Annotated in this window: 18 protein-coding genes; 13 read left to right on the top strand and 5 right to left on the bottom strand. The window is 65.3% G+C overall.

The genetic code is table 11. The features are described 5' to 3' along the window. Positions 1-6: 6 nt before the first annotated feature. The 4 genes from QX135_RS07865 to fixL all read right to left on the bottom strand — a co-directional run bounded on the left by QX135_RS07865 (position 7) and on the right by fixL (position 3,415). Positions 7-699, bottom strand: a complete 693-nt coding sequence (locus tag QX135_RS07865) for a helix-turn-helix domain-containing protein (protein WP_315737706.1) — start codon at positions 697-699, stop codon at positions 7-9. A 112-nt stretch (positions 700-811) separates the two neighbouring features. Beyond that, positions 812-1,216: a response regulator gene (locus QX135_RS07870; protein WP_315737144.1), complete on the bottom strand. Its 405-nt coding sequence runs from the start codon at positions 1,214-1,216 to the stop codon at positions 812-814. Positions 1,217-1,293: 77 nt separating this feature from the next. Next, positions 1,294-1,911, bottom strand: a complete 618-nt coding sequence (gene fixJ / locus QX135_RS07875; RefSeq protein ID WP_315737145.1) for a response regulator FixJ — start codon at positions 1,909-1,911, stop codon at positions 1,294-1,296. Continuing rightward, a complete protein-coding gene (fixL, locus tag QX135_RS07880; RefSeq protein ID WP_410052010.1) occupies positions 1,904-3,415 on the bottom strand; it encodes a sensor protein FixL in 1,512 nt (503 codons plus the stop codon). Before fixL ends, fixJ begins: the two co-directional genes overlap by 8 nt. Before the next feature lie 271 nt (positions 3,416-3,686). Here fixL and QX135_RS07885 point away from each other — a divergent pair, with 271 nt between their 5' ends. The 12 genes from QX135_RS07885 to QX135_RS07940 all read left to right on the top strand — a co-directional run bounded on the left by QX135_RS07885 (position 3,687) and on the right by QX135_RS07940 (position 15,865). After that, complete coding sequence (locus tag QX135_RS07885; protein ID WP_315737146.1) at positions 3,687-4,520, top strand: universal stress protein; 834 nt, start codon at positions 3,687-3,689, stop codon at positions 4,518-4,520. Positions 4,521-4,557: 37 nt separating this feature from the next. Next, positions 4,558-4,983, top strand: coding sequence for an HPP family protein (locus QX135_RS07890; RefSeq protein ID WP_315737147.1), 426 nt, complete (start codon positions 4,558-4,560; stop codon positions 4,981-4,983). Positions 4,984-5,198: 215 nt separating this feature from the next. Further along, on the top strand, positions 5,199-6,845 hold the full coding sequence (gene ccoN, locus QX135_RS07895) for a cytochrome-c oxidase, cbb3-type subunit I (protein WP_315737148.1): 1,647 nt from the start codon (positions 5,199-5,201) through the stop codon (positions 6,843-6,845). 10 nt (positions 6,846-6,855) lie between these two features. After that, a complete protein-coding gene (gene ccoO / locus QX135_RS07900; RefSeq protein ID WP_315737149.1) occupies positions 6,856-7,590 on the top strand; it encodes a cytochrome-c oxidase, cbb3-type subunit II in 735 nt (244 codons plus the stop codon). A gap of 17 nt (positions 7,591-7,607) precedes the next feature. Further along, complete coding sequence (locus tag QX135_RS07905; protein WP_315715702.1) at positions 7,608-7,772, top strand: cbb3-type cytochrome c oxidase subunit 3; 165 nt, start codon at positions 7,608-7,610, stop codon at positions 7,770-7,772. Between the two features lie 6 nt (positions 7,773-7,778). Beyond that, a complete protein-coding gene (gene ccoP / locus QX135_RS07910; protein WP_315737150.1) occupies positions 7,779-8,651 on the top strand; it encodes a cytochrome-c oxidase, cbb3-type subunit III in 873 nt (290 codons plus the stop codon). A gap of 113 nt (positions 8,652-8,764) precedes the next feature. Further along, a complete protein-coding gene (gene ccoG / locus QX135_RS07915) occupies positions 8,765-10,246 on the top strand; it encodes a cytochrome c oxidase accessory protein CcoG (protein ID WP_316176710.1) in 1,482 nt (493 codons plus the stop codon). A gap of 15 nt (positions 10,247-10,261) precedes the next feature. Next, complete coding sequence (locus QX135_RS07920; RefSeq protein WP_315737152.1) at positions 10,262-10,762, top strand: FixH family protein; 501 nt, start codon at positions 10,262-10,264, stop codon at positions 10,760-10,762. 13 nt (positions 10,763-10,775) lie between these two features. Then, on the top strand, positions 10,776-12,977 hold the full coding sequence (locus tag QX135_RS07925; protein ID WP_316176709.1) for a cation-translocating P-type ATPase: 2,202 nt from the start codon (positions 10,776-10,778) through the stop codon (positions 12,975-12,977). Continuing rightward, positions 12,968-13,153, top strand: coding sequence for a cbb3-type cytochrome oxidase assembly protein CcoS (gene ccoS / locus QX135_RS07930; protein ID WP_315737154.1), 186 nt, complete (start codon positions 12,968-12,970; stop codon positions 13,151-13,153). The genes QX135_RS07925 and ccoS overlap by 10 nt, the downstream gene beginning before the upstream one ends. Positions 13,154-13,373: 220 nt before the next feature. Next, positions 13,374-13,502, top strand: a complete 129-nt coding sequence (locus tag QX135_RS07935; RefSeq protein WP_316176708.1) for a hypothetical protein — start codon at positions 13,374-13,376, stop codon at positions 13,500-13,502. A 239-nt stretch (positions 13,503-13,741) separates the two neighbouring features. Beyond that, positions 13,742-15,865: a HAMP domain-containing methyl-accepting chemotaxis protein gene (locus QX135_RS07940; protein WP_316176707.1), complete on the top strand. Its 2,124-nt coding sequence runs from the start codon at positions 13,742-13,744 to the stop codon at positions 15,863-15,865. A 156-nt stretch (positions 15,866-16,021) separates the two neighbouring features. Here the strand turns inward: QX135_RS07940 and glgA are convergent, their stop codons facing one another. Then, on the bottom strand, positions 16,022-17,437 hold the full coding sequence (glgA, locus tag QX135_RS07945) for a glycogen synthase GlgA (RefSeq protein ID WP_316176706.1): 1,416 nt from the start codon (positions 17,435-17,437) through the stop codon (positions 16,022-16,024). Between the two features lie 238 nt (positions 17,438-17,675). Here glgA and QX135_RS07950 point away from each other — a divergent pair, with 238 nt between their 5' ends. Next, positions 17,676-18,845 (top strand): CaiB/BaiF CoA transferase family protein, encoded by a 1,170-nt coding sequence (locus QX135_RS07950; RefSeq protein WP_410052011.1) that lies wholly within the window; start codon positions 17,676-17,678, stop codon positions 18,843-18,845. Positions 18,846-18,901 lie beyond the last annotated feature (56 nt).

Below are 18,901 nucleotides of genomic sequence, written 5' to 3' on the forward strand. Positions count from 1 at the left end.
AACGCCTCAGGCGTCCATGCTGCGCAGGCGCTGGCGGTTGCGCAGCACGATCTGGCGGGCACCGGAGAAGCCGAGAACGCCCTGGCTGTGCAACTGCGACAGCGCGCGCGATACGGTCTCCAGGGTCAGGCCGAGATAGTCGCCGATATCGCGGCGGCACATCGGCAGCGCCATCATGCCAGCGACGGCGAGGCGGCGGTCCATCTCGAGCAGGAAGGTGGCGACGCGCTCCATCGCGGTCTTGCGGCCCAGCAGCAGCATGTGGTCCTCGGCATGGCGAAGATCGCCGGCCGTCATGGTCCAGAGCTTGCGGGCGACCGTGACGTCGACGCCTGCGGCCTGTTCGAGGCTGCGGCGTTTCACCAGGCGCACGGTGGTGTCGATGATGGCTTCGGCGGCGAGACGGTGCATGGAGCCGAATTCGAGGCCGAAAACGTCCCCTGGAAGATGGAAGGCGCCGATCTGGCGGCGGCCGTCGGAGAGCAGCTTGTAGCTGCGAACCGCGCCGGAGATCACCTGGTAGACGTACTCGGCCGGCTCATCCTCGCCATAGATCTCCTCGTCCTTCTTGTACGAGAACTCGCTGGCGATCAGCCCGGTGTGGCCGGTGATCTCGGCAAAGGGATTGGCCGCAGGAGAGGGGACGGTGTGGGGAACGTTGGTGCTGACGACCGAATTGATAATCGACTGATTGAGCATGACCATCTCCTTGCGGCGGATGGCGATGTGGTACACGGCGGCTCCCGTTAAGGACATTTCGCGCGATATCTTAAGGGGGGCCCCTTACGTAGATATACGTAGGCCGGCCGGGTCAGGAGACGCGCTGTGCGGTACCCGAATGGTCGTTGGCGATCGCTTTGCGGATCCGCTTCACCAGATTGTCGTCGAGCAGCGGCTTGAGCAGGAAATCCTGGATCCCGACGGCCGCCGCGCGCGCCGCAAGCCTGTCATCGTAATGGCCGGTGATCAGCACCACCGGAGCGGTGGCGCCCTGCTTACGCAACCGTTCGGCGAGCTCGACCCCGTTGATCTCCGGCATCTTGTAGTCGACCACGAAGCAGTCGACGGGCGCGTGGTCGGAGGCCTTGAGCAGCGCGGTGCCGCTGCGAAACGTGCGCACGTCGAAGCCGTCAGCCTCCAGCAGGAAGCGCAACGAGCCGAGGACGTCAGCATCGTCGTCGGCTACGTAGACCGTAAGTTTTGTGTGAGCCGACATCGCACGTGCCGCGAGAATGTGATGTTGAACCGAGGCACAACATAACACTCGATTCTGTCAAGGTATCTTGATCTAGCTCAATCCTTCAGCGCGCCTGCGCGCATCGCCAGGCGCACCAGCTCGGAGAGGCTGTTCGCTCCCATCTTGGTCATCACGTTGGCCCTGTAGACCTCGATGGTGCGCGGACTGATGTCGTACTCGCGCGCGATCAGCTTGTTGGAGAGCCCGGCCATCAGTCCATCCATCACCTGTCGCTCCCGGGGGCTCAGGCTGGCGACGCGTGCCAGGACATCCTGCGTGACCGATTCGTTCTTCGCGGCCGGCTCTGCCTGCTGGATGGCCGTTTCGATCATGGCAACCAATCGCTCGTCCTCGAACGGCTTCTCCAGAAAATCGACCGCGCCGAGCTTCATCGCCTCGACCGCGAGCGGCACGTCGCCATGGCCGGTCATCACCAGGATCGGAAAGCTGCTGCCGGCGGCCTTCATTTGCTTGAGCAGCTCGATGCCGTCGATGCCGGGCATCCGCACGTCCGAGACGACGCAGCCGAAAGGGAGCGTCGGCAGTCGGCCGAGGAAGACCTCCGCGTTCTCGAACAGCGTGACGTCGAAGCCTGATGAATCGAGCAGGAAGTTGAGCGAATCCCGCATCGCCTCGTCGTCGTCGATCACATAGACCTTGGCCCGTTCAGCCATCGTGCTCAACCCTGGTCGAGGCCGCCGGCAGGGTGAAGCGGAACGTCGCTCCGCCCGCCTCGTTGTTCTCGGCCCACATGCGCCCCCCGTGGGCCTCGATGATGGACCGGCTGATCGAGAGGCCGACTCCCATTCCAGTGTCCTTGGTGGTGAAGAAGGTCTTGAAGAGGTTGGGCATGACGTCGTCGTGGAATCCCGTTCCGGTATCGGAGACCGAGACCTCGATCAAGTCGTCGCCGAGTCTGCGATTTGTCGCACTGAGCTCGCGGCGGGCGGAATGAGACATTGCCTCGAGCGCATTGCGGAACAGATTGACCAGGACCTGCTGGATCTGGACCCGGTCGGCCAGCACGAGGTCGGCCTCCGGATTGAGCTGGAAGCGCAACTGGACGTTCTGCTCGCGGGCTCCGGAAAGGCCGAGCGCGCCGGCTTCCTCGATCAGCTTCGACAGGCTCTCGACCCGCTTCTCCGATTCGCCGCGCGAGACGAAGTCGCGCAGACGGCGGATGATCTGGCCGGCGCGAATCGCCTGCTCGGCGGCGCGGTCCATCGCGCTCTCGATCTTGGGCGTGTTCGGATCGCCGCTGCCGGCCAGCAGCCGGCGCGAGCCTTTCATGTAATTGCTGATCGCGGCGAGCGGCTGGTTCAGCTCATGCGCCAGCGCCGAGGCCATCTCGCCCATGGCGCTGAGGCGCGACACGTGGACCAGCTCCGACTGCAATTCGCGCAGCCGCGCCTGGGTCTGCTGATGCTCGGTGAGATCATGGGCGAAGCCGGTGAAATAGGGCTTGCCGCCGGACTGCATCTCGCCGATCGACAGATGCATCGGGAATGTCGTGCCGTCGCGGCGGCGGCCGGTCACGATACGGCCGATGCCGATGATACGGCGCTCGCGGCTGGCGTGGTAGCGGGTGAGGTAGCCGGCATGGCGGGAGCGGTCCGGCTCGGGCATCAATTCACTGACGTCGAGGCCGACTGCCTCCACCTCGGTGAGGCCGAACATGCGCTCCGCCGCGGAGCTGAAGAACTGGATCGTACCGCTGCCGTCGATCACGATCATCGCGTCCGGCACGGTGTCCAGGATCGAGCGGAAATGCTGCTCGCGCAGCCGCAGCGTCTCCTCCAGCCGCTTCTCCTGGTCGATGTCGAGGGCGATGCCGCGCAGACGGTGCGGTGTGCCGGCCTCGTCGGGGACCACGCCGGCAAGCACGCGAATCCAGTGGCCGCTGCCGGACATCTTGAACGACATGTCGAACCCGGTGCTCTGACGGCGCGAATCCTCGATCGCCGCCTCAACCGGCGCGCGATCCTCGGGCGCCAGCAGCGCCAGGAAGGAGCCGTAGGTCACCGGCTCGTCGGCCGCCACGCCGAACAGCTTCCGCGTCGTCACCGACCAGTAGAACTCGCCCGAGGCCAGATCGAGATCCCACGCGCCGAAGCCCAGCGTCCGAGCGTCGTCGGGTCTGGCGGATGCATCCGGGAAGGGTTGGGTGAAGCCGCGCAATTCGAAGCCTTTGATCGATTCGCCGTTGTTCGATTCGCCGTTATCGCCGCAGCCGGGAGGCCGACCACCGCGGTATCCTATACCAGATTGCGCCCCTGCAACCCGGCCCGACTTAAACTTTGGTTCGACAATTCAAGGCTTTCTCCGATCCTGGGCCGGGTTCCAACGGTGTCCTGCCGCCCGTGCTTCACCGCCGCACCTTGATCTATCTCATCACGGCAGGTGATTTCACCTCTAAGAGCTGCATGGAAGCAATGTTTGGAGAGACGGGATGACGTTCGCGACTGTGATGGTGAGCCTTGCGCTCAGTCAGCCGAATGAGGCCCGCCTTCAGGTCGCGGCCGACCTTGCGGCGCGCTTTGACGCAGGTGTCATCGGCGTGGCGGCTGCGGAATTCGCGCCGCCGCTCTACTTCACGACCGGCGAGCAGGCGCAGGATCTGATCGAGCAGGGCGAGGCCGCGCTGCGGAATCGACTGGCCGAGCTCGAACAGCAGTTCCGCACCGCCGTTGGTGACCGGGCTGCGTCGTTGAGCTGGCGCGGCGCTGTAGATTTTCCCGCGCGCCATGTGCTGGCGCAGGCCCGTGCCGCCGACATTCTCGTCACCGGCAGCGTGCCGCCCGGGATGTCCGATGCGTTCGCGGTCGCCAATCCCAAGGATCTCGTCATGCAGGCCGGGCGCCCGCTGCTCGTGGTGCCGGACAACGCCAGTTCGCTCGATCTTGGGACCGTGCTGGTGGCCTGGAAGGAGACATCGGAGGCGCGCCGGGCCCTGACCGATGCCCTGCCGCTGCTCGCCAAGGCGAGCGGCGTCGTGGTCGTCGAGATCCTGGAGAACACCTCGGAATATGACGCCTGCGCAGCGCGTCTTGCGGACGTGGTCGCATGGCTCGGCCGTCACAAGATCGTCGCATCGGCGCGCGTCGCGGAGCCGGGGCAGGGACGGAACGTTGTGGCCACGCTCGACGCCGTCGCCGCCGATCTTTCGGCAGGCCTCGTGGTGGCCGGCGCCTATGGCCATTCCCGGTTCCGCGAGCTCGTGCTCGGCGGGGTTACCGAGCATCTGATGACGCGCAGTGAGCGTTGCGTTCTGCTGTCGCACTGAAATTCGACCCGCTCCATCCGAGAACAGGATTGCCGCCTTGTACAGATTTCTCGAGGAAACCGCCGGCAACTACATGACGCGCAACGTCACGACCGTGAGCCGGGAGACGACGATCCGCGAGCTCGGCGAGATGTTCGACCGCGACGATTTCAACACCTACCCCGTCGTCGAGAACGACGAGGTGATCGGCATCGTCACCAAGTTCGACGTGCTGAAATGCTTTGCCTTCACGCCGAATCAGATGCTGCCGCGCTACAGCGACCTGATGAACCGGACGGTCGCCGACGTGATGACGTCCGAGTTCATCTACGTCAGGCCGGATACGAAGCTGACGCGCGTGCTGCAGCTGATGGTCGAGCATCGCATCCGCAGCCTTCCCGTGACCGATGCCGACAACCGCGTGGTCGGGATCGTCGCCCGCGAGGACATCGTGCGAGCGCTGGCGGCTGCCGCCAAGGATTGAGCGCGGCGCGCTGAGTCCGAAGCCTGCTACGAACGTCTAATGACGGCCGGCATGCATCGCTGCATGCCGGCCGTCGCCGTGTCTGCGACCGAAACCGCGTCGTCGTGCAACACTCCGCCTGTTTACCGGCGAACCGGTCGCAAAGTTGATTTCGATCAATTCCACGTGTGAACGATTGTGGTTGCTGGGCTCGTGTTCTTTCAGCGAGATTCCGCATGAGCGCGTCCTCATCCACAAAATCCATGACCATCGGCGAAAGTGGCTTGTCGCTCACTTTTGCCGTCACCGCCTTCCTGTGCGTCTTCGCTGCGGCGAAGGCACTGGATACGGCCTTCGCGTTCCACGCCTCGCTCGCGGCTGCCGCCAGCGCGGCGTCCGTCTTCTTCATCCTCAACCGCTACTTCGAGCGCGGCGAGCTGCCTCCACAGGAGATCAATGGTCGGCCGAACTACAATCTCGGTCCGATCAAGTTCGCCTCGTTCATGTCGATGTTCTGGGGCATCGCCGGCTTCACGGTCGGCCTCATCATCGCCTCGCAACTGGCCTGGCCCGCGCTGAACTTCGACCTGCCGTGGACCAGCTTCGGCCGCCTGCGGCCGCTGCATACCTCGGCGGTGATCTTCGCCTTCGGCGGCAACGTGCTGCTGGCGACGTCATTCTACGTCGTGCAGCGGACCTGCCGCGTGCGCCTCGCCGGCGATCTTGCGCCCTGGTTCGTGGTGATCGGCTACAACTTCTTCATCCTGATCGCGGGCACAGGCTATCTGCTCGGTGTCACCGAGGGCAAGGAGTACGCCGAGCCCGAATGGTACTCGGATCTTTGGCTGACGATCGTCTGGGTGGTCTACCTGCTGGTCTTCCTGACGACGATCATCAAGCGCAAGGAGCCGCACATCTTCGTGGCGAACTGGTTCTATCTTGCCTTCATCGTCACGATCGCGGTTCTGCACCTCGGCAACAACCCGGCGCTTCCGGTGTCGCTGTTCGGCTCCAAGTCCTACATCGCCTGGGGTGGCGTGCAGGATGCGATGTTCCAGTGGTGGTATGGCCACAACGCGGTCGGCTTCTTCCTGACCGCCGGCTTCCTCGCCATCATGTACTACTTCATCCCGAAGCGGGCGGAACGGCCGGTCTATTCCTACCGGCTGTCGATCATCCACTTCTGGGCGCTGATCTTCCTCTACATCTGGGCCGGCCCGCACCATCTGCATTATACGGCGCTGCCGGACTGGACGCAGACCCTGGGCATGACCTTCTCGATCATGCTGTGGATGCCCTCCTGGGGCGGCATGATCAACGGCCTGATGACCCTGTCGGGAGCGTGGGACAAGCTGCGGACGGACCCCGTGCTGCGCATGCTGGTCGTCTCGGTCGCCTTCTACGGCATGTCGACCTTCGAAGGTCCGATGATGTCGATCAAGGTGGTCAACTCGCTCAGCCATTACACCGACTGGACCATCGGTCACGTGCACTCCGGTGCGCTCGGCTGGGTCGGCTTCGTCTCCTTCGGCGCGCTGTACTGCCTGGTGCCGTGGATCTGGAACCGCAAGGGTCTCTATAGCCTCAAGCTCGTGAACTGGCACTTCTGGACGGCCACGCTGGGCATCGTGCTCTACATCTCCGCGATGTGGGTCTCGGGCATCCTGCAGGGTCTGATGTGGCGGTCCTACACGGCGCTCGGCTTCCTCGAATACTCGTTCATCGAGACCGTCGAGGCGATGCACCCCTTCTACATCATCCGTGCCGCCGGTGGCGCGCTGTTCCTGATCGGCTCACTCATCATGGCCTACAATCTCTGGATGACGGTCCGTGTCGGTGAGGAAGAAGTTCAGTCGCCCGTCGCCCTTCAGCCGGCGGAGTGAGGTATCAACCATGTCTTTCTGGCAACGACACCAAGTCTTCGAGAAAAACTCGATCATCCTGGTCATCGGCATCCTGCTGGTGATCGCGATCGGCGGCCTCGTCGAGATCACTCCGCTCTTCTACCTGAAGAGCACGATCGAGGCGGTCGACGGCGTGCGTCCCTATACGCCGCTCGAGCTGGCCGGCCGCAACATCTACGTCCGCGAGGGCTGCTATCTCTGCCATTCGCAGATGGTTCGTCCGCTGCGCGACGAAGTGGAACGCTACGGCCACTTCTCGCTCGCCGCGGAGAGCATGTACGACCATCCGTTCCAGTGGGGCTCCAAGCGTACGGGTCCTGACCTCGCCCGCGTTGGCAACAAGTACTCCGACGACTGGCATGTCACCCACCTGACCAACCCGCGCGCCATCGTCCCGCAATCGATCATGCCCGGCTATCCCTTCCTGAAGGAGACCGAGCTGAACGCCGACAACGTCGCCGATCACCTGAAGACGCTGCGGGCGGTGGGTGTGCCCTACACCGACGACCAGATCGCCAACGCCGCCACCGACCTCAAGGCGCAGGTCGATCCGGACGGTGCCGGTGCCGAGGCGCTCACCAAACGCTATCCGAAGGCGGTGGTGCGCAACTTCGACGGCAAGGCGGGTGCTCCGACCGAGATGGATGCGCTGGTTGCGTACCTGCAAATGCTCGGCACCTTGGTCGACTTCAAGATCTACAACGAAAAAGCCAATCTGCGCTGAGATCAGAGGCGAACATCATGAAGCCCATCATTGCAGTCGAAAACATCGCGTCGTCACTCGTGACGACGCTGTGGACCCCGATCTTCGTCGCGATCTTCATCGCGATCGTGACCTATGCCCTCTGGCCTCGCAACAAGGCCGCTTTCGACGAGGCGGCGAGCATGCCGTTGCGGGAGGATTAATTCATCATGGCTGACCATACCGAAGTCGACAGTGTCTCCGGCACCCCCACCACCGGCCACGCCTGGGACGGCATCAAGGAGCTCAACACCCCGCTGCCGCGGTGGTGGGTGATCACCTTCTACATCACCATCGTCTGGGCGATCGGCTACTGGATCGTGTATCCGGCCTGGCCGACCATCTCCAGCAACACTCAGGGCCTGTTCGGCTACTCGTCCCGTGCGGACGTGGCGGTCGAGCTTGCCAATCTCGAGAAGATCCGCGGCGCCAAGATGGCGGCGCTCGCGACCGCCTCGCTCGCCGACATCGAGAAGGATCCGGCGATGCTGGCCCTGGCGCGTGCCAAGGGCAAGACCGTGTTCGGCGACAATTGCGCCGCCTGCCACGGGACCGGCGCGGCCGGCGCCAAGGGCTTCCCGAACCTGAACGACGACGACTGGCTGTGGGGCGGCTCGCTGGAGCAGATCCAGCAGACCCTGCTGTACGGCGTGCGCTCGGGTCACCCGAAGACGCGTGAGGGCCAGATGCTCGCCTTCGGCAAGGACGGTGTCCTGAAGCCGGCGGAGATCGTCACGGTCGCCAACTACGTTCGGGAGCTGGCGGGCCTGCCGACCCGGCCGGGTTATGACGCCAAGGCCGGCGCCAAGGTCTTCGCCGAAAACTGCGCGGCCTGCCATGGCGACAACGCCAAGGGCAATCCGGACCTCGGGGCGCCGAACCTGACCGACAAGATCTGGCTCTACGGTTCCGACGAGGTGACCCTAATCGAGACCATCACCAACGGTCGCGCCGGTGTCATGCCGGCCTGGGAGGGCCGTCTCGACCCGACCACGATCAAGGCGATGGCCGTCTACGTCCACTCGCTGGGCGGAGGAAAGTAACGGAAATCCAACGGAACCTTTCCTTCAATTGAGCTGGATCAACTGCGCGGCCGGAGGTGGGAATACCTTCGGCCGCAACTGCGAGAAGATCCCCCAGCCATGACCCGCCAGCCATGAACCAGACGGTAAGACCGGACGACCTGAAGCCTCAGGACCTGCAGCCGGTGGACGATTACGGTCCGCTCTATGCCGCGCACAAGAAGGTCTATCCACAGAGCGTCTCAGGAACCTTCCGCCGGATCAAATGGGGCCTGATGGGCTTCTGTCTCGGTGTCTATTATTTCCTGCCGTTCGTGCGCTGGAATCGCGGCTTCGGCGCGCCCGACCAGGCGGTGCTGATCGACTTCCCGAACCACCGCTTCTATTTCTTCTTCATCGAGCTATGGCCGCAGGAGGTGTACTACTTCACCGGCCTCCTGATCATCGCCGCCATCGGCCTGTTCCTGATGAACGCGATCGGCGGCCGCATCTGGTGCGGCTATCTGTGCCCACAGACAGTGTGGACCGACCTGTTCTACGCGGTGGAGCGCCTGATCGAGGGCGACCGCCGGGAGCGCATGAAGAAGGATGCCTCCAACGACCCGATGAAACTGGAGCGGATCTCGGAGCTCGTGCTCAAGCATTCGATCTGGCTGATGATCGCGTGGTGGACCGGCGGCGCCTGGGTGCTGTATTTCAGCGATGCGCCGACGCTCGTGAAGGATCTCATCACCTTCCAGGGGCCGATGCTCGCCTATGTCTGGATCGCGATCCTGACCGCGACGACCTATACGCTCGCCGGCTTCATGCGCGAGCAGGTCTGCGTGTATATGTGCCCGTGGCCGCGCATCCAGGCGGCACTGACCGATGAATGGGCGCTCAACGTCACCTACCGCTACGACCGAGGCGAGAGCCGCATGTCGGTCAAGAAGGCCGCCGAATTGCGCGCGCTCGGCCAGCCGGCCGGCGACTGCATCGATTGCAAGCAATGCGTGGCGGTGTGCCCGACCGGCATCGACATCCGCGACGGCGCCCAGATGGACTGCATCCAGTGCGGCCTCTGTATCGACGCCTGCGATACCGTCATGACCAAGATCGGCCGCCCGACGCGGCTGATCGGCTATGACAACGACATCAACATCCATCGCCGGCAGGAAGGCAAGCCGCCGATCTACAAGCTCGTGCGCCCGCGGACCATCGTCTATGCCGCGATCATCGCCGCGGTCGGCGGTGCCATGGCCTACAAGCTCGCGACCCGGTCGCTGCTCGAGGTCAACGTGCTGCACGATCGCAATCCGATTGCGATCAAGCTATCCGACGGCTCGATCCGCAATGCCTATACGGTGCGCGTCCTCAATAAGCACGGCTTCGATCGCGTCATCGCCATCGACATCGAGGGTCCCGTCAATTCGACCGTTCACGTCGTCGGAGCCGACTCCGTCACGCCGGACCGACCGATGATCGTGGTCGGCCGCGACCAGACCGAGGAGCTGCGCCTCCTGGTGACCGCGCCCGAGGAGAGCAATCCTGCGAAGTCCATCCCGGTGAAGTTCCACGTGACGGATATCGGTCTTGGCATCGTCGCCTCCGCCACCGACAATTTCGTCAGCCCGTAAGCTAGGAGCCTGTCAATGGCCAGCCGTTCCAATCCTTCTTTCCAGCTGACCGGAGGCATGGTGCTCGCGATGCTCCTTGCCTTCTTCGGGACCGTGATCGGCGTCAACGTCTACATGATGAAGATGGCGATCTCGACCTTGCCGGGCACCGAGGTCGACAGCGCCTACAGCGCGAGCCTCGGCTACGAAAAGGAGATCGCGGCGGCGCGCGCCCAGGAGGCGCGGCGCTGGCAGGTCGAGGCGCATATCGAGCGTGGCGCCGGAGGCGCCGCCATTCTGCAGGTCAACGCGCGCGACGCGAGCGGCAATCCCGTCTCGGGCCTGACCTTCCAGGGCCGGCTCGAGCGTCCCGCCGACAAGCGCGCGGATCAGGAGGTCGCGCTCGCCGAGGTCGGCATCGGCATCTATCGCGGCACGGCGGAGGCGATCGCGCCGGGCCAGTGGGACCTCGTGCTCGAAGGCGATTCCAGCGGCCGACGCCTGTTCATGTCGAAGAACCGCGTGCTGCTGAACTGAAGGGATTTCGATCATGCATGCGACGCGTGACTTCTCTCACTACGTCAAGGATCTCGGGGCAGGGCTGAAGCATATCGACCTCGCGGTCGAAGGCGTCAGCTGCGCCGGCTGCATGGCCAAGATCGAGCGCGGCCTCTCCGCGCTGCCCGACGTGACGCTGGCGCGCGTCAATCTCACCGACCGCCGCGTCGCGCTGGAATGGAAGCAGGGCACGCTCGATCCGGCCAAGTTCATCGATCGGCTCGCCGAGCTCGGCTACAAGGCCTATCCGTTCGAGAAGGCGAGTGCGGAAGCCACCGAGGCCGAGGAGTCGCGCTTCCTGCTGCGCTGCCTCGGCGTCGCGGCGTTCGCGACCATGAACGTGATGATGCTGTCGATCCCGGTCTGGTCCGGCAATGTCAGCGACATGCTGCCCGAGCAGCGCGACTTCTTCCACTGGTTGTCGGCCGTGATCGCGCTGCCGGCTGCGGCCTATGCCGGCCAGCCGTTCTTCCGCTCCGCCTGGCGTGCCTTGAAGACCGGTAACGTCAACATGGACGTGCCGATCTGCATCGGCGTGATCCTGGCCTTGGGCATGTCGATCGTCGAGACGTTTCATCACGCCGAGCACGCCTATTTCGACGCCGCGATCATGCTGCTGACCTTCCTGCTGGTCGGCCGCTATCTCGACCAGAACATGCGGCGGAAGACCCGCGCCGTCGCCGGCAATCTGGCCGCGCTGAAGGCGGAGACCGCGACCAAGTTCATCGGCCCCGACGAGATTTCGGAGGTGCCGGTCGCCGCCGTTCGCGCCGGCGATCTGGTGCTGCTGCGTCCCGGCGAGCGCTGCGCGGTCGACGGCGTGGTCGTCGAGGGCCGCTCCGAGATCGACCAGAGCCTGATCACCGGCGAGACGCTCTACGTGCCGGCCGAGCAGGGCACCGCGGTCTATGCGGGTTCGCTCAACATTTCCGGCACGCTGCGCGTCCGGGTCTCGGCCGCCGCCGAGGGCACCTTGCTCGCCGAGATCACGCGCCTGCTCGACAACGCGCTGCAGGCCCGCTCGCGCTATATGCGGCTGGCCGACCGCGCCTCGCGGCTGTATGCGCCGGTGGTGCATGCGACCGCAGCGCTCACCGTGCTCGGCTGGGTGCTGATGGGGGCGAGCTGGCACGACGCCATCGTCACCGGCATCGCCGTGCTGATCATCACCTGTCCCTGCGCCCTTGGGCTCGCGATTCCGACGGTGCAGACCGTGGCGTCGGGCGCGATGTTCAAGTCCGGCGTGCTGCTCAATGCGGGCGATGCGATCGAGCGCCTCGCCGAGGCCGATCACGTCATCTTCGACAAGACCGGCACCTTGACGCTGCCGGAGCTCGAGGTCGTCAACGCCGCCGACATTCCTGCACACGTGTTCGCACTGGCCGGCCAGCTCGCGCTGTCGAGCCATCATCCGGTGGCGGCGGCGGTGGCCCAGGCTGCCAATGCGCGTTCGCCGCTGATGGGCGCGGTCGAGGAGCCGGGGCAGGGTGTCCGCGCCGTCGTCGACGGCGTCGAAATCAGGCTGGGGCGTCCGGCTTTCTGCGGCGCGGAGGCGCTGGTTGCGCAGACCAGCAGCGTCGATCCCGAGGCTTCGGTGGTTGCCTTCAGCCGCGGCGATAGCAAGTACCTGTTCTCGGTGCGCCAGGGCCTGCGCCCTGACGCCGCCAAGATCGTCGCCGGCCTGCAGCGGCGCGGCATCAAGGTCGAGATCCTCTCGGGCGATCGCGAGGCGGCGGTGGCCGCCGCCGCCATGGCGCTCGGCATCAACGAGTGGCGCGCCGGCGTGACGCCGGCCGACAAGATCGCGCGCATCGAGGAGCTGAAGCGGGCCGGGGTCAAGGTCATGATGGTCGGCGACGGCATGAACGATGCGCCGTCGCTCGCCGCCGCGCACGTTTCGATGTCGCCGATTTCGGCCGCGCATCTCAGCCAGGCCACCGCCGATCTCGTCTTTCTCGGTCGTCCCCTGGCGCCGGTGCTGGCCGCGATCGACTACGCACGCAAGGCGCTGCATCTGATGCGGCAGAATCTGTGGCTCGCGGTCGGCTATAACGTCCTGGCGGTGCCGCTTGCGATCAGCGGCGTCGTCACCCCGCTGATCGCGGCAGCCGCGATGTCCGGCTCATCGATCATCGTCATGCTGAATGCGCTGCGTGCCCGCAAGGTGGCTGGGGAGGCCGTGTCATGGAAGTGATGATCATTCTCGTTCCGCTCGCTTTGGCGCTCGGCCTTGCCGGTCTGGTCGGCTTTCTCTGGTCGCTGAAGAGCGGCCAGTACGACGATCTCGAAGGGGCGGCTTGGCGCGCGATCGCCGACGACGATGAGCAGGCCCCGCCGGCTCAATCCGAGCCCGCGCCGAGCCGGTCCTGAACGCCCGGTAGCGTCAACCAACGCGCCAGACATCCCGCGACCGCGAGCGCGGCGGCGATGCCTGCTCGGCGCAGTTGCTGGCGATGGTCTCGCCCTGCTGAACGAAGATCAGCGTCGCTATCGATAGGCAGGCGCTATCATCGCGATTGGACAACGGCATTTCTCAAGCAGCGCAGGCCACGCGTGCAATGCGAACGCCCGATGACGGGCGACGGCATTCATGAGGACGAGAGCCACGATCCGCCCGTGCAACATCCTGCAGCGCATGCCCTGGTCGGGCGAGCACGATCCGCTCTCCGGCGAGGTGTTGCACGATTCGTCGGTGACGCTCGCAGCGGCTGCGGAGTAGAGGGGCGATGCGCTGAGTCGATCCGATTAGTGCGGCATCTCGGCATTCCGATACCGCTCGGATCAACTCAGTTTAAGGGATTAGTCGCCATTCGTTCTTAATCATTATGGCGCGGCGGCGTCGCCGCGATCCTTGTTTGCCGACCGTGCGAAGACGTCGCCGGAGGGCCGCTGCGCAAGCGCGTATCGGCCGATGCGAGCGTGACCGGCCGGGCAGCGGTATTTGATTGGGATTGGCCAATGTCCGAACGCGCGGTGCTGCAGAATGAGACGGTTGAGCCGGAGACCGGTGCGGTCAGCCTCAAATGGAAAATTCTCGCCGGCAATCTGCTGACCGGCTTCTTCGCGATGGCCTTCGCCTTTGCGCTCGCATGGAGCGGGTGGGGCGACTTGCGCAAGCGCGAGCAGGCGGCACGGGTTCTGGACGCCTTCGAGCTGGCACTGAAGGTCAATGCGCAGATCCCGCTCGAGCGCGGCCAGTGGAATCTGCTCGCGGCGGCCGGGTCCGCCTCGGCGGATGATGTCGCCAAGCTCGACAAGGCCATCGCCACGACGGACGAGTCGCTGGTCCAGGCCAAGACCGCCGCGCAAGTAGCGGGACTGCCGACCACCAATCTCGATGCCGCAGCGACGACATTGCGCGGCGTCCGTTCCGCGGCGCGCAGCGCGGCACCGCTTCCGGCCGCGCAGCGTCCGGCGAACATCCAGGCGACGACCACGGATGGCCTCGGTCGCGCGGCCGAGTCTCTGAATGCCGCCATCGACGAGTCCGCGATCGAGCTGTCGCGGGCCGGCGGCGAGATCGAGAACCTGTTGCCGTCGGCCCAGCTTGCGCAATTGGCGCAATCGATGCGCACGATCAACGGCGCGCGCTCCGCCGTGTTGCGCTTCTTCATCCAGAACACCAGCTGGACCCCGGCGCGTCTTGCCGAGGTGACCGAGCAGAGCGGCCAGGTGACGTTGCTGTGGCAGCAGATCGAGCTTGCGGCGCGCAGCGTTCGCAATACGCCGGAAGTGTCCGCAGCGCTCGAGCACGTTCGCACGACCCTGATGGGCGCGGGCGAACAGCGCTACCGTCAGGTCGTCACGGCGGGGCGCGACGGACAGCCGTCGCCGGTCACGGCGGAGGAGTGGGGCCGCTGGACGACGCCGATGCTGAACAACGTCATCGTGCTGCGCGATGCTGCGCTCAAGTCCGCGCATCAGGCCATCGATCAGGCCATCGGCGCGGCGCGGCTGCGGCTGTTCATCGCGCTCGGCGTTCTGCTGCTGGTGGCAATCGTGTCGGTCGCCGTGGTCATCGGCATCGTCCGTGGCGTCGTCGGCCCGCTGGTCGGACTGACCGGCGTGACCCTGCGGCTCGCCAATGGCGAGCTGAGCGCCGACATTCCGAACGAGTCCCGCAAGGACGAGATCGGTGCGATGGCGCGCGCCCTGAAGATCTTCAAGGACGCGCTGATCGCCAAAAAGGCCTCGGACGAGGCCGCGCAGCGCGACGCGCAGGCGCAGATCGATCGGGCCCGGCGGCTGGATGCGCTGACGCGCAACTTCGAGTCGACGATCGCCGACATCGTCAACACCGTGTCGTCGGCGGCCTCGGGCCTCGAAACGTCGGCGGATATGCTGACAAACACCGCCAACCGCTCGCAGGAGCTCAGCACTGTGGTGGCGGCTGCGTCGGAGGAAGCTTCCGCCAACGTTCAGTCGGTCGCCTCCGCCACCGAGGAGCTCTCCTCGTCGGTGACCGAGATCAGCCGTCAGGTCCAGGCGTCGGCGCGCATGGCCGGCGACGCCGTGCAGCAGGTGCGCCAGACCAATGGGCGCGTCGCAGAATTGTCGCAGGCCGCAGCCCGCATCGGCGACGTCGTCGAGCTCATCAACAGCATTGCCGGACAGACCAATCTGCTCGCACTCAACGCCACCATCGAGGCGGCGCGCGCCGGCGACGCCGGGCGCGGTTTCGCGGTGGTCGCGACCGAGGTCAAGGCGCTGGCCGAGCAGACCGCGAAGGCGACCGAGGAGATCTCGCAGCAGATCTCAGGCGTGCAGGCCGCGACGCAGGAATCGGTGAATTCGATCCAGGCGATCAGCTCGACGATCGAGCGGCTTGCCGAGATCGGCGCGGCCATTGCGGCGGCGGTCGAAGAGCAGGGGGCTGCGACGCAGGAAATCTCCCGCAACGTGCAGCAGGCCGCCCACGGCACCCAGCAGGTCTCGTCCAACATCACGGACGTGCAGCGCGGCGCCTCGCAGACCGGCTCGGCCTCCGCCGAGGTGCTGTCATCGGCCAAGTCGCTCGCCGGAGATTCCAACCGGCTCAAGCGCGAGGTCGGCAGCTTCCTGGAAGCGGTCCGCGCAGCGTAAGAAGCCCGCCTTTCAAGCGCACAACAAAAGCCCGGACGACGTCCGGGCTTTTGTTGTTTGACCGTAGCCCGGATGAGCGAAGCGATATCCGGGGCCTGTTCGACAGGATGAGATGAACCCGGATGTCGCTTCGCTCATCCGGGCTACGGGAGCGGGCTACGACGCCAGCATCTTCCGGTACAGCGCGTTGTAGCAGGCGGCCGACAGGTTCCAGCTGAACGAGCGTGCCATCGCCGACAGCCGCATCTCGTTCAGCCGTTCGGTGCTGGTGAACGCCGAAAACGCGCGCTTCACCCCGCCGAGGAAGGATTCCGCCGACGGCTTCTCGAACAGGAATCCGGTCTCGCCATCGGTGATGGTCTCGGCGAGGCCGCCGGTCTGGTGGCCGATCGGCAGCGAGCCGAAGCGCTGGGCATACATCTGGCTCAGGCCGCAGGGCTCGAAGCGCGACGGCATCAGGGTGAAGTCGCTGCCGGCGAAGATGCGCCGCGCCTGCGCATCGTTGAAGCCAATGGCGACCCCGATCGCGTCCGGCCGGCGGCGGTGAGCCTCCATCAGCGCGCGCTCGATGGCGGGCTCGCCGGTGCCGGTGACCACGATCTGGCCGCCGGCGCCGACGATCTCGTCGGCGGCTTCCAGCACCAGGTCGATGCCCTTCTGATGGACGAGGCGCGCGACGATGCCGAACATCGGACCGCGCGACACGGCGAGGCCGAACTGCTTGCGGACGTAGTCGGCGTTGGCCTTCTTGCCCTTCCAGTCGCCGGCGGCGAAGGGCTGCGCCAGCTGCTGGCAGTATCGGGGATCCCAGCTCTCGTCGATGCCGTTGAGAATGCCGGTCAGCTCATGGGCATTGGAGCGCTGCCGGAGCAGGCCCTCCAGCCCGCAGCCGAGCTCGGGCGTCGTGATCTCCTGCGCATAGGTCGAGCTGACCGTGGTGAGATGCGACGCATAGACCAGGCCGCCCTTGAGAAAGGACAGCTTGTCGTAGAACTCCAGACCGTCGATGTGGAACGAGGATTCGGGGGCGCCGATCCGGCGCAGCGACTCGCGCGGGAACAGGCCCTGATAGGCGAGGTTGTGGATGGTCAGGATCGAGGGAACCTCGACCCCGCGCCATGCCAGATAGGCCGGCACCAATGCGGCCTGCCAATCGTTGGCGTGCACCAGATCGGCTGCCCAGTTCTCATCCAGCGTGCCCGCCGCCAGCTCGGCGGCGGCGGCGGCGAGACGGCCGAAGCGGATGTCGTTGTCCGCCCAGTCCTGCCCGTTCTCGTCGCCGTAAGGATTGCCCGGACGGTCATAGAGCTCGTCGCAGAGCAGGACGTAGACCGGCAGGCCGTCGCGGGTCGAAGACCGTCCCAGCGCGCAGGCTGGCATCTCTGCCAGAGGAGCGCATTGGCCGACGATCTCGATGTGAGTGAGTTGCTCGATCACGTCCCGGTAGCCGGGCAGCATGATCCTGACGTCGGTGTGTGAGCGTAGTGCCCGGGGAAGTGCCGCCGAAACGGCAGCCAGTCCGCCCACCCGGACGAAATCGTCCATTTCGGTCGTAACGAACAGAACCCGCAAGAGATGTCCTCGATCAAGCCCCATGTTCGTCCTATGCAAGAAAAGGTCCAAATTCAGTCGTGAAGAAAAGCGTCGCCCCACCGCGGCGGAAGGCCAAACGCTTTCGACATCGAATGGTTCGAACTAGACTCCCCGCGCACCGCATCCGATGGCTTACGCTTCGTGAATCGGCGAAGAGGAAGTGGATCATGCCGGCTTCGGCGTGCGGAAAAGAGAACTCCACCAGGGAGCTGCGCTCGTGAGTCTAGTTGGAAACGATGAGAGCCGTTTGACAGGATGCTTCGCGGGGCTGCGTGTCCTGGATTTTTCGACCACGATCGCCGGCCCGCATTGTGCACGCATGCTTGCAGACATGGGTGCGGAGGTGATCAAGATCGAGTCAGCCGAAGGTGAAACGATGCGCATCCGGCCTCCGATGCGCGGCGGCTGCTCCACCGCCTTCGGCCAGCTCAACGTCGGCAAGAAGAGTGTCGTGTTCGATTTGAAATCGCGCGACGGCGGCGACGCGGTGCGTCGGCTCGTCACAGGTGCCGACATCCTGGTCGAGAATTTCCGCCCCGGCGTGATGCAGCGGCTCGGGCTCGACGATGCGACCTTGCGCAAATTGAACCCGCGGCTGATCTACTGCTCGATCTCCGGCTACGGCCAGACCGGCCCCTCGGCGGAGCTCCCGGCCTATGCGCCGGTGATCCACGCGGCCTCGGGCTACGACATGGCGCATCTTGCCTACCAGCCGGGGCGCAGCCGACCCGATTATTGCGGCATCTATCACGCCGACGTGGTGACGGGGACCTATGCCTTCGGCGCCATCGCCTCCGCCCTGTATCAGCGCGAGCGCACCGGCCGCGGCCAGCACATCGACTGCTCGATGCTGGAATCGATGCTGAGCCTGACCTTGAACGAGATCCAATGGTCGCAATTTCCCGTCGCGCAGCCGTCGCGGCCGACCTTCGGCCCGGCGGAGTGTCGCGACGGCTTCGTGATGATTGCCATCGCCAGCGAGAAGACGTTCCAGAACCTGATGACGGTGATCGGACATCCGGACTGGATCGATGATCCCAGATTCGCAAAATATTCCGACCGGCGGGCAAACTGGGGCGCGCTGATGGATGGCGTCGAGGCCTGGTCGCGCCGGCTCAACGTCGCCCAATGCCTGGAGGCATTGAACGCGGGCGGCGTACCCAGCTCGGCCTACCGCAGCGTGGCCGATGCGCTGGCTGATCCGCAGATCGCGCATCGCGGCGCGCTGGCCGATGTGGAGGATGCCGCCGGGACCTTCAAGGTCGTCAACCTGCCGTTCCGGATGTCGGAGGCAAAGGTTGCGGCGGGCCCGCGGGCTGCAAGCCTCGGAGAGCACACCGTGGAAATCCTGCGGGGGGCTGGCGTAAGCGACGCTGCAAAACCTTGAGCTCGTGAGCCAGAACGCTGCAGGGCTGCCATGACCGCACATGCTGCGCGCAGCCT

The sequence above is a fragment of the Bradyrhizobium sp. SZCCHNR1098 genome (assembly GCF_032489375.1).
Classification (GTDB): domain Bacteria; phylum Pseudomonadota; class Alphaproteobacteria; order Rhizobiales; family Xanthobacteraceae; genus Bradyrhizobium.

Excerpts from the sequence above, each read along its gene's own strand:
- ccoN (WP_315737148.1), top strand. The coding sequence starts at position 5,199 with ATGAGCGCGTCCTCATCCACAAAATCCATGACCATCGGCGAAAGTGGC.
- ccoS (WP_315737154.1), top strand. The coding sequence starts at position 12,968 with ATGGAAGTGATGATCATTCTCGTTCCGCTCGCTTTGGCGCTCGGCCTT.
- QX135_RS07865 (WP_315737706.1), bottom strand. The coding sequence starts at position 699 with ATGCTCAATCAGTCGATTATCAATTCGGTCGTCAGCACCAACGTTCCC.
- ccoO (WP_315737149.1), top strand. The coding sequence starts at position 6,856 with ATGTCTTTCTGGCAACGACACCAAGTCTTCGAGAAAAACTCGATCATC.
- fixJ (WP_315737145.1), bottom strand. The coding sequence starts at position 1,911 with ATGGCTGAACGGGCCAAGGTCTATGTGATCGACGACGACGAGGCGATG.
- QX135_RS07905 (WP_315715702.1), top strand. The coding sequence starts at position 7,608 with ATGAAGCCCATCATTGCAGTCGAAAACATCGCGTCGTCACTCGTGACG.
- QX135_RS07870 (WP_315737144.1), bottom strand. The coding sequence starts at position 1,216 with ATGTCGGCTCACACAAAACTTACGGTCTACGTAGCCGACGACGATGCT.
- QX135_RS07920 (WP_315737152.1), top strand. The coding sequence starts at position 10,262 with ATGGCCAGCCGTTCCAATCCTTCTTTCCAGCTGACCGGAGGCATGGTG.
- QX135_RS07925 (WP_316176709.1), top strand. The coding sequence starts at position 10,776 with ATGCATGCGACGCGTGACTTCTCTCACTACGTCAAGGATCTCGGGGCA.
- QX135_RS07935 (WP_316176708.1), top strand. The coding sequence starts at position 13,374 with ATGAGGACGAGAGCCACGATCCGCCCGTGCAACATCCTGCAGCGCATG.
- ccoP (WP_315737150.1), top strand. The coding sequence starts at position 7,779 with ATGGCTGACCATACCGAAGTCGACAGTGTCTCCGGCACCCCCACCACC.
- QX135_RS07940 (WP_316176707.1), top strand. The coding sequence starts at position 13,742 with ATGTCCGAACGCGCGGTGCTGCAGAATGAGACGGTTGAGCCGGAGACC.
- ccoG (WP_316176710.1), top strand. The coding sequence starts at position 8,765 with ATGAACCAGACGGTAAGACCGGACGACCTGAAGCCTCAGGACCTGCAG.
- QX135_RS07885 (WP_315737146.1), top strand. The coding sequence starts at position 3,687 with ATGACGTTCGCGACTGTGATGGTGAGCCTTGCGCTCAGTCAGCCGAAT.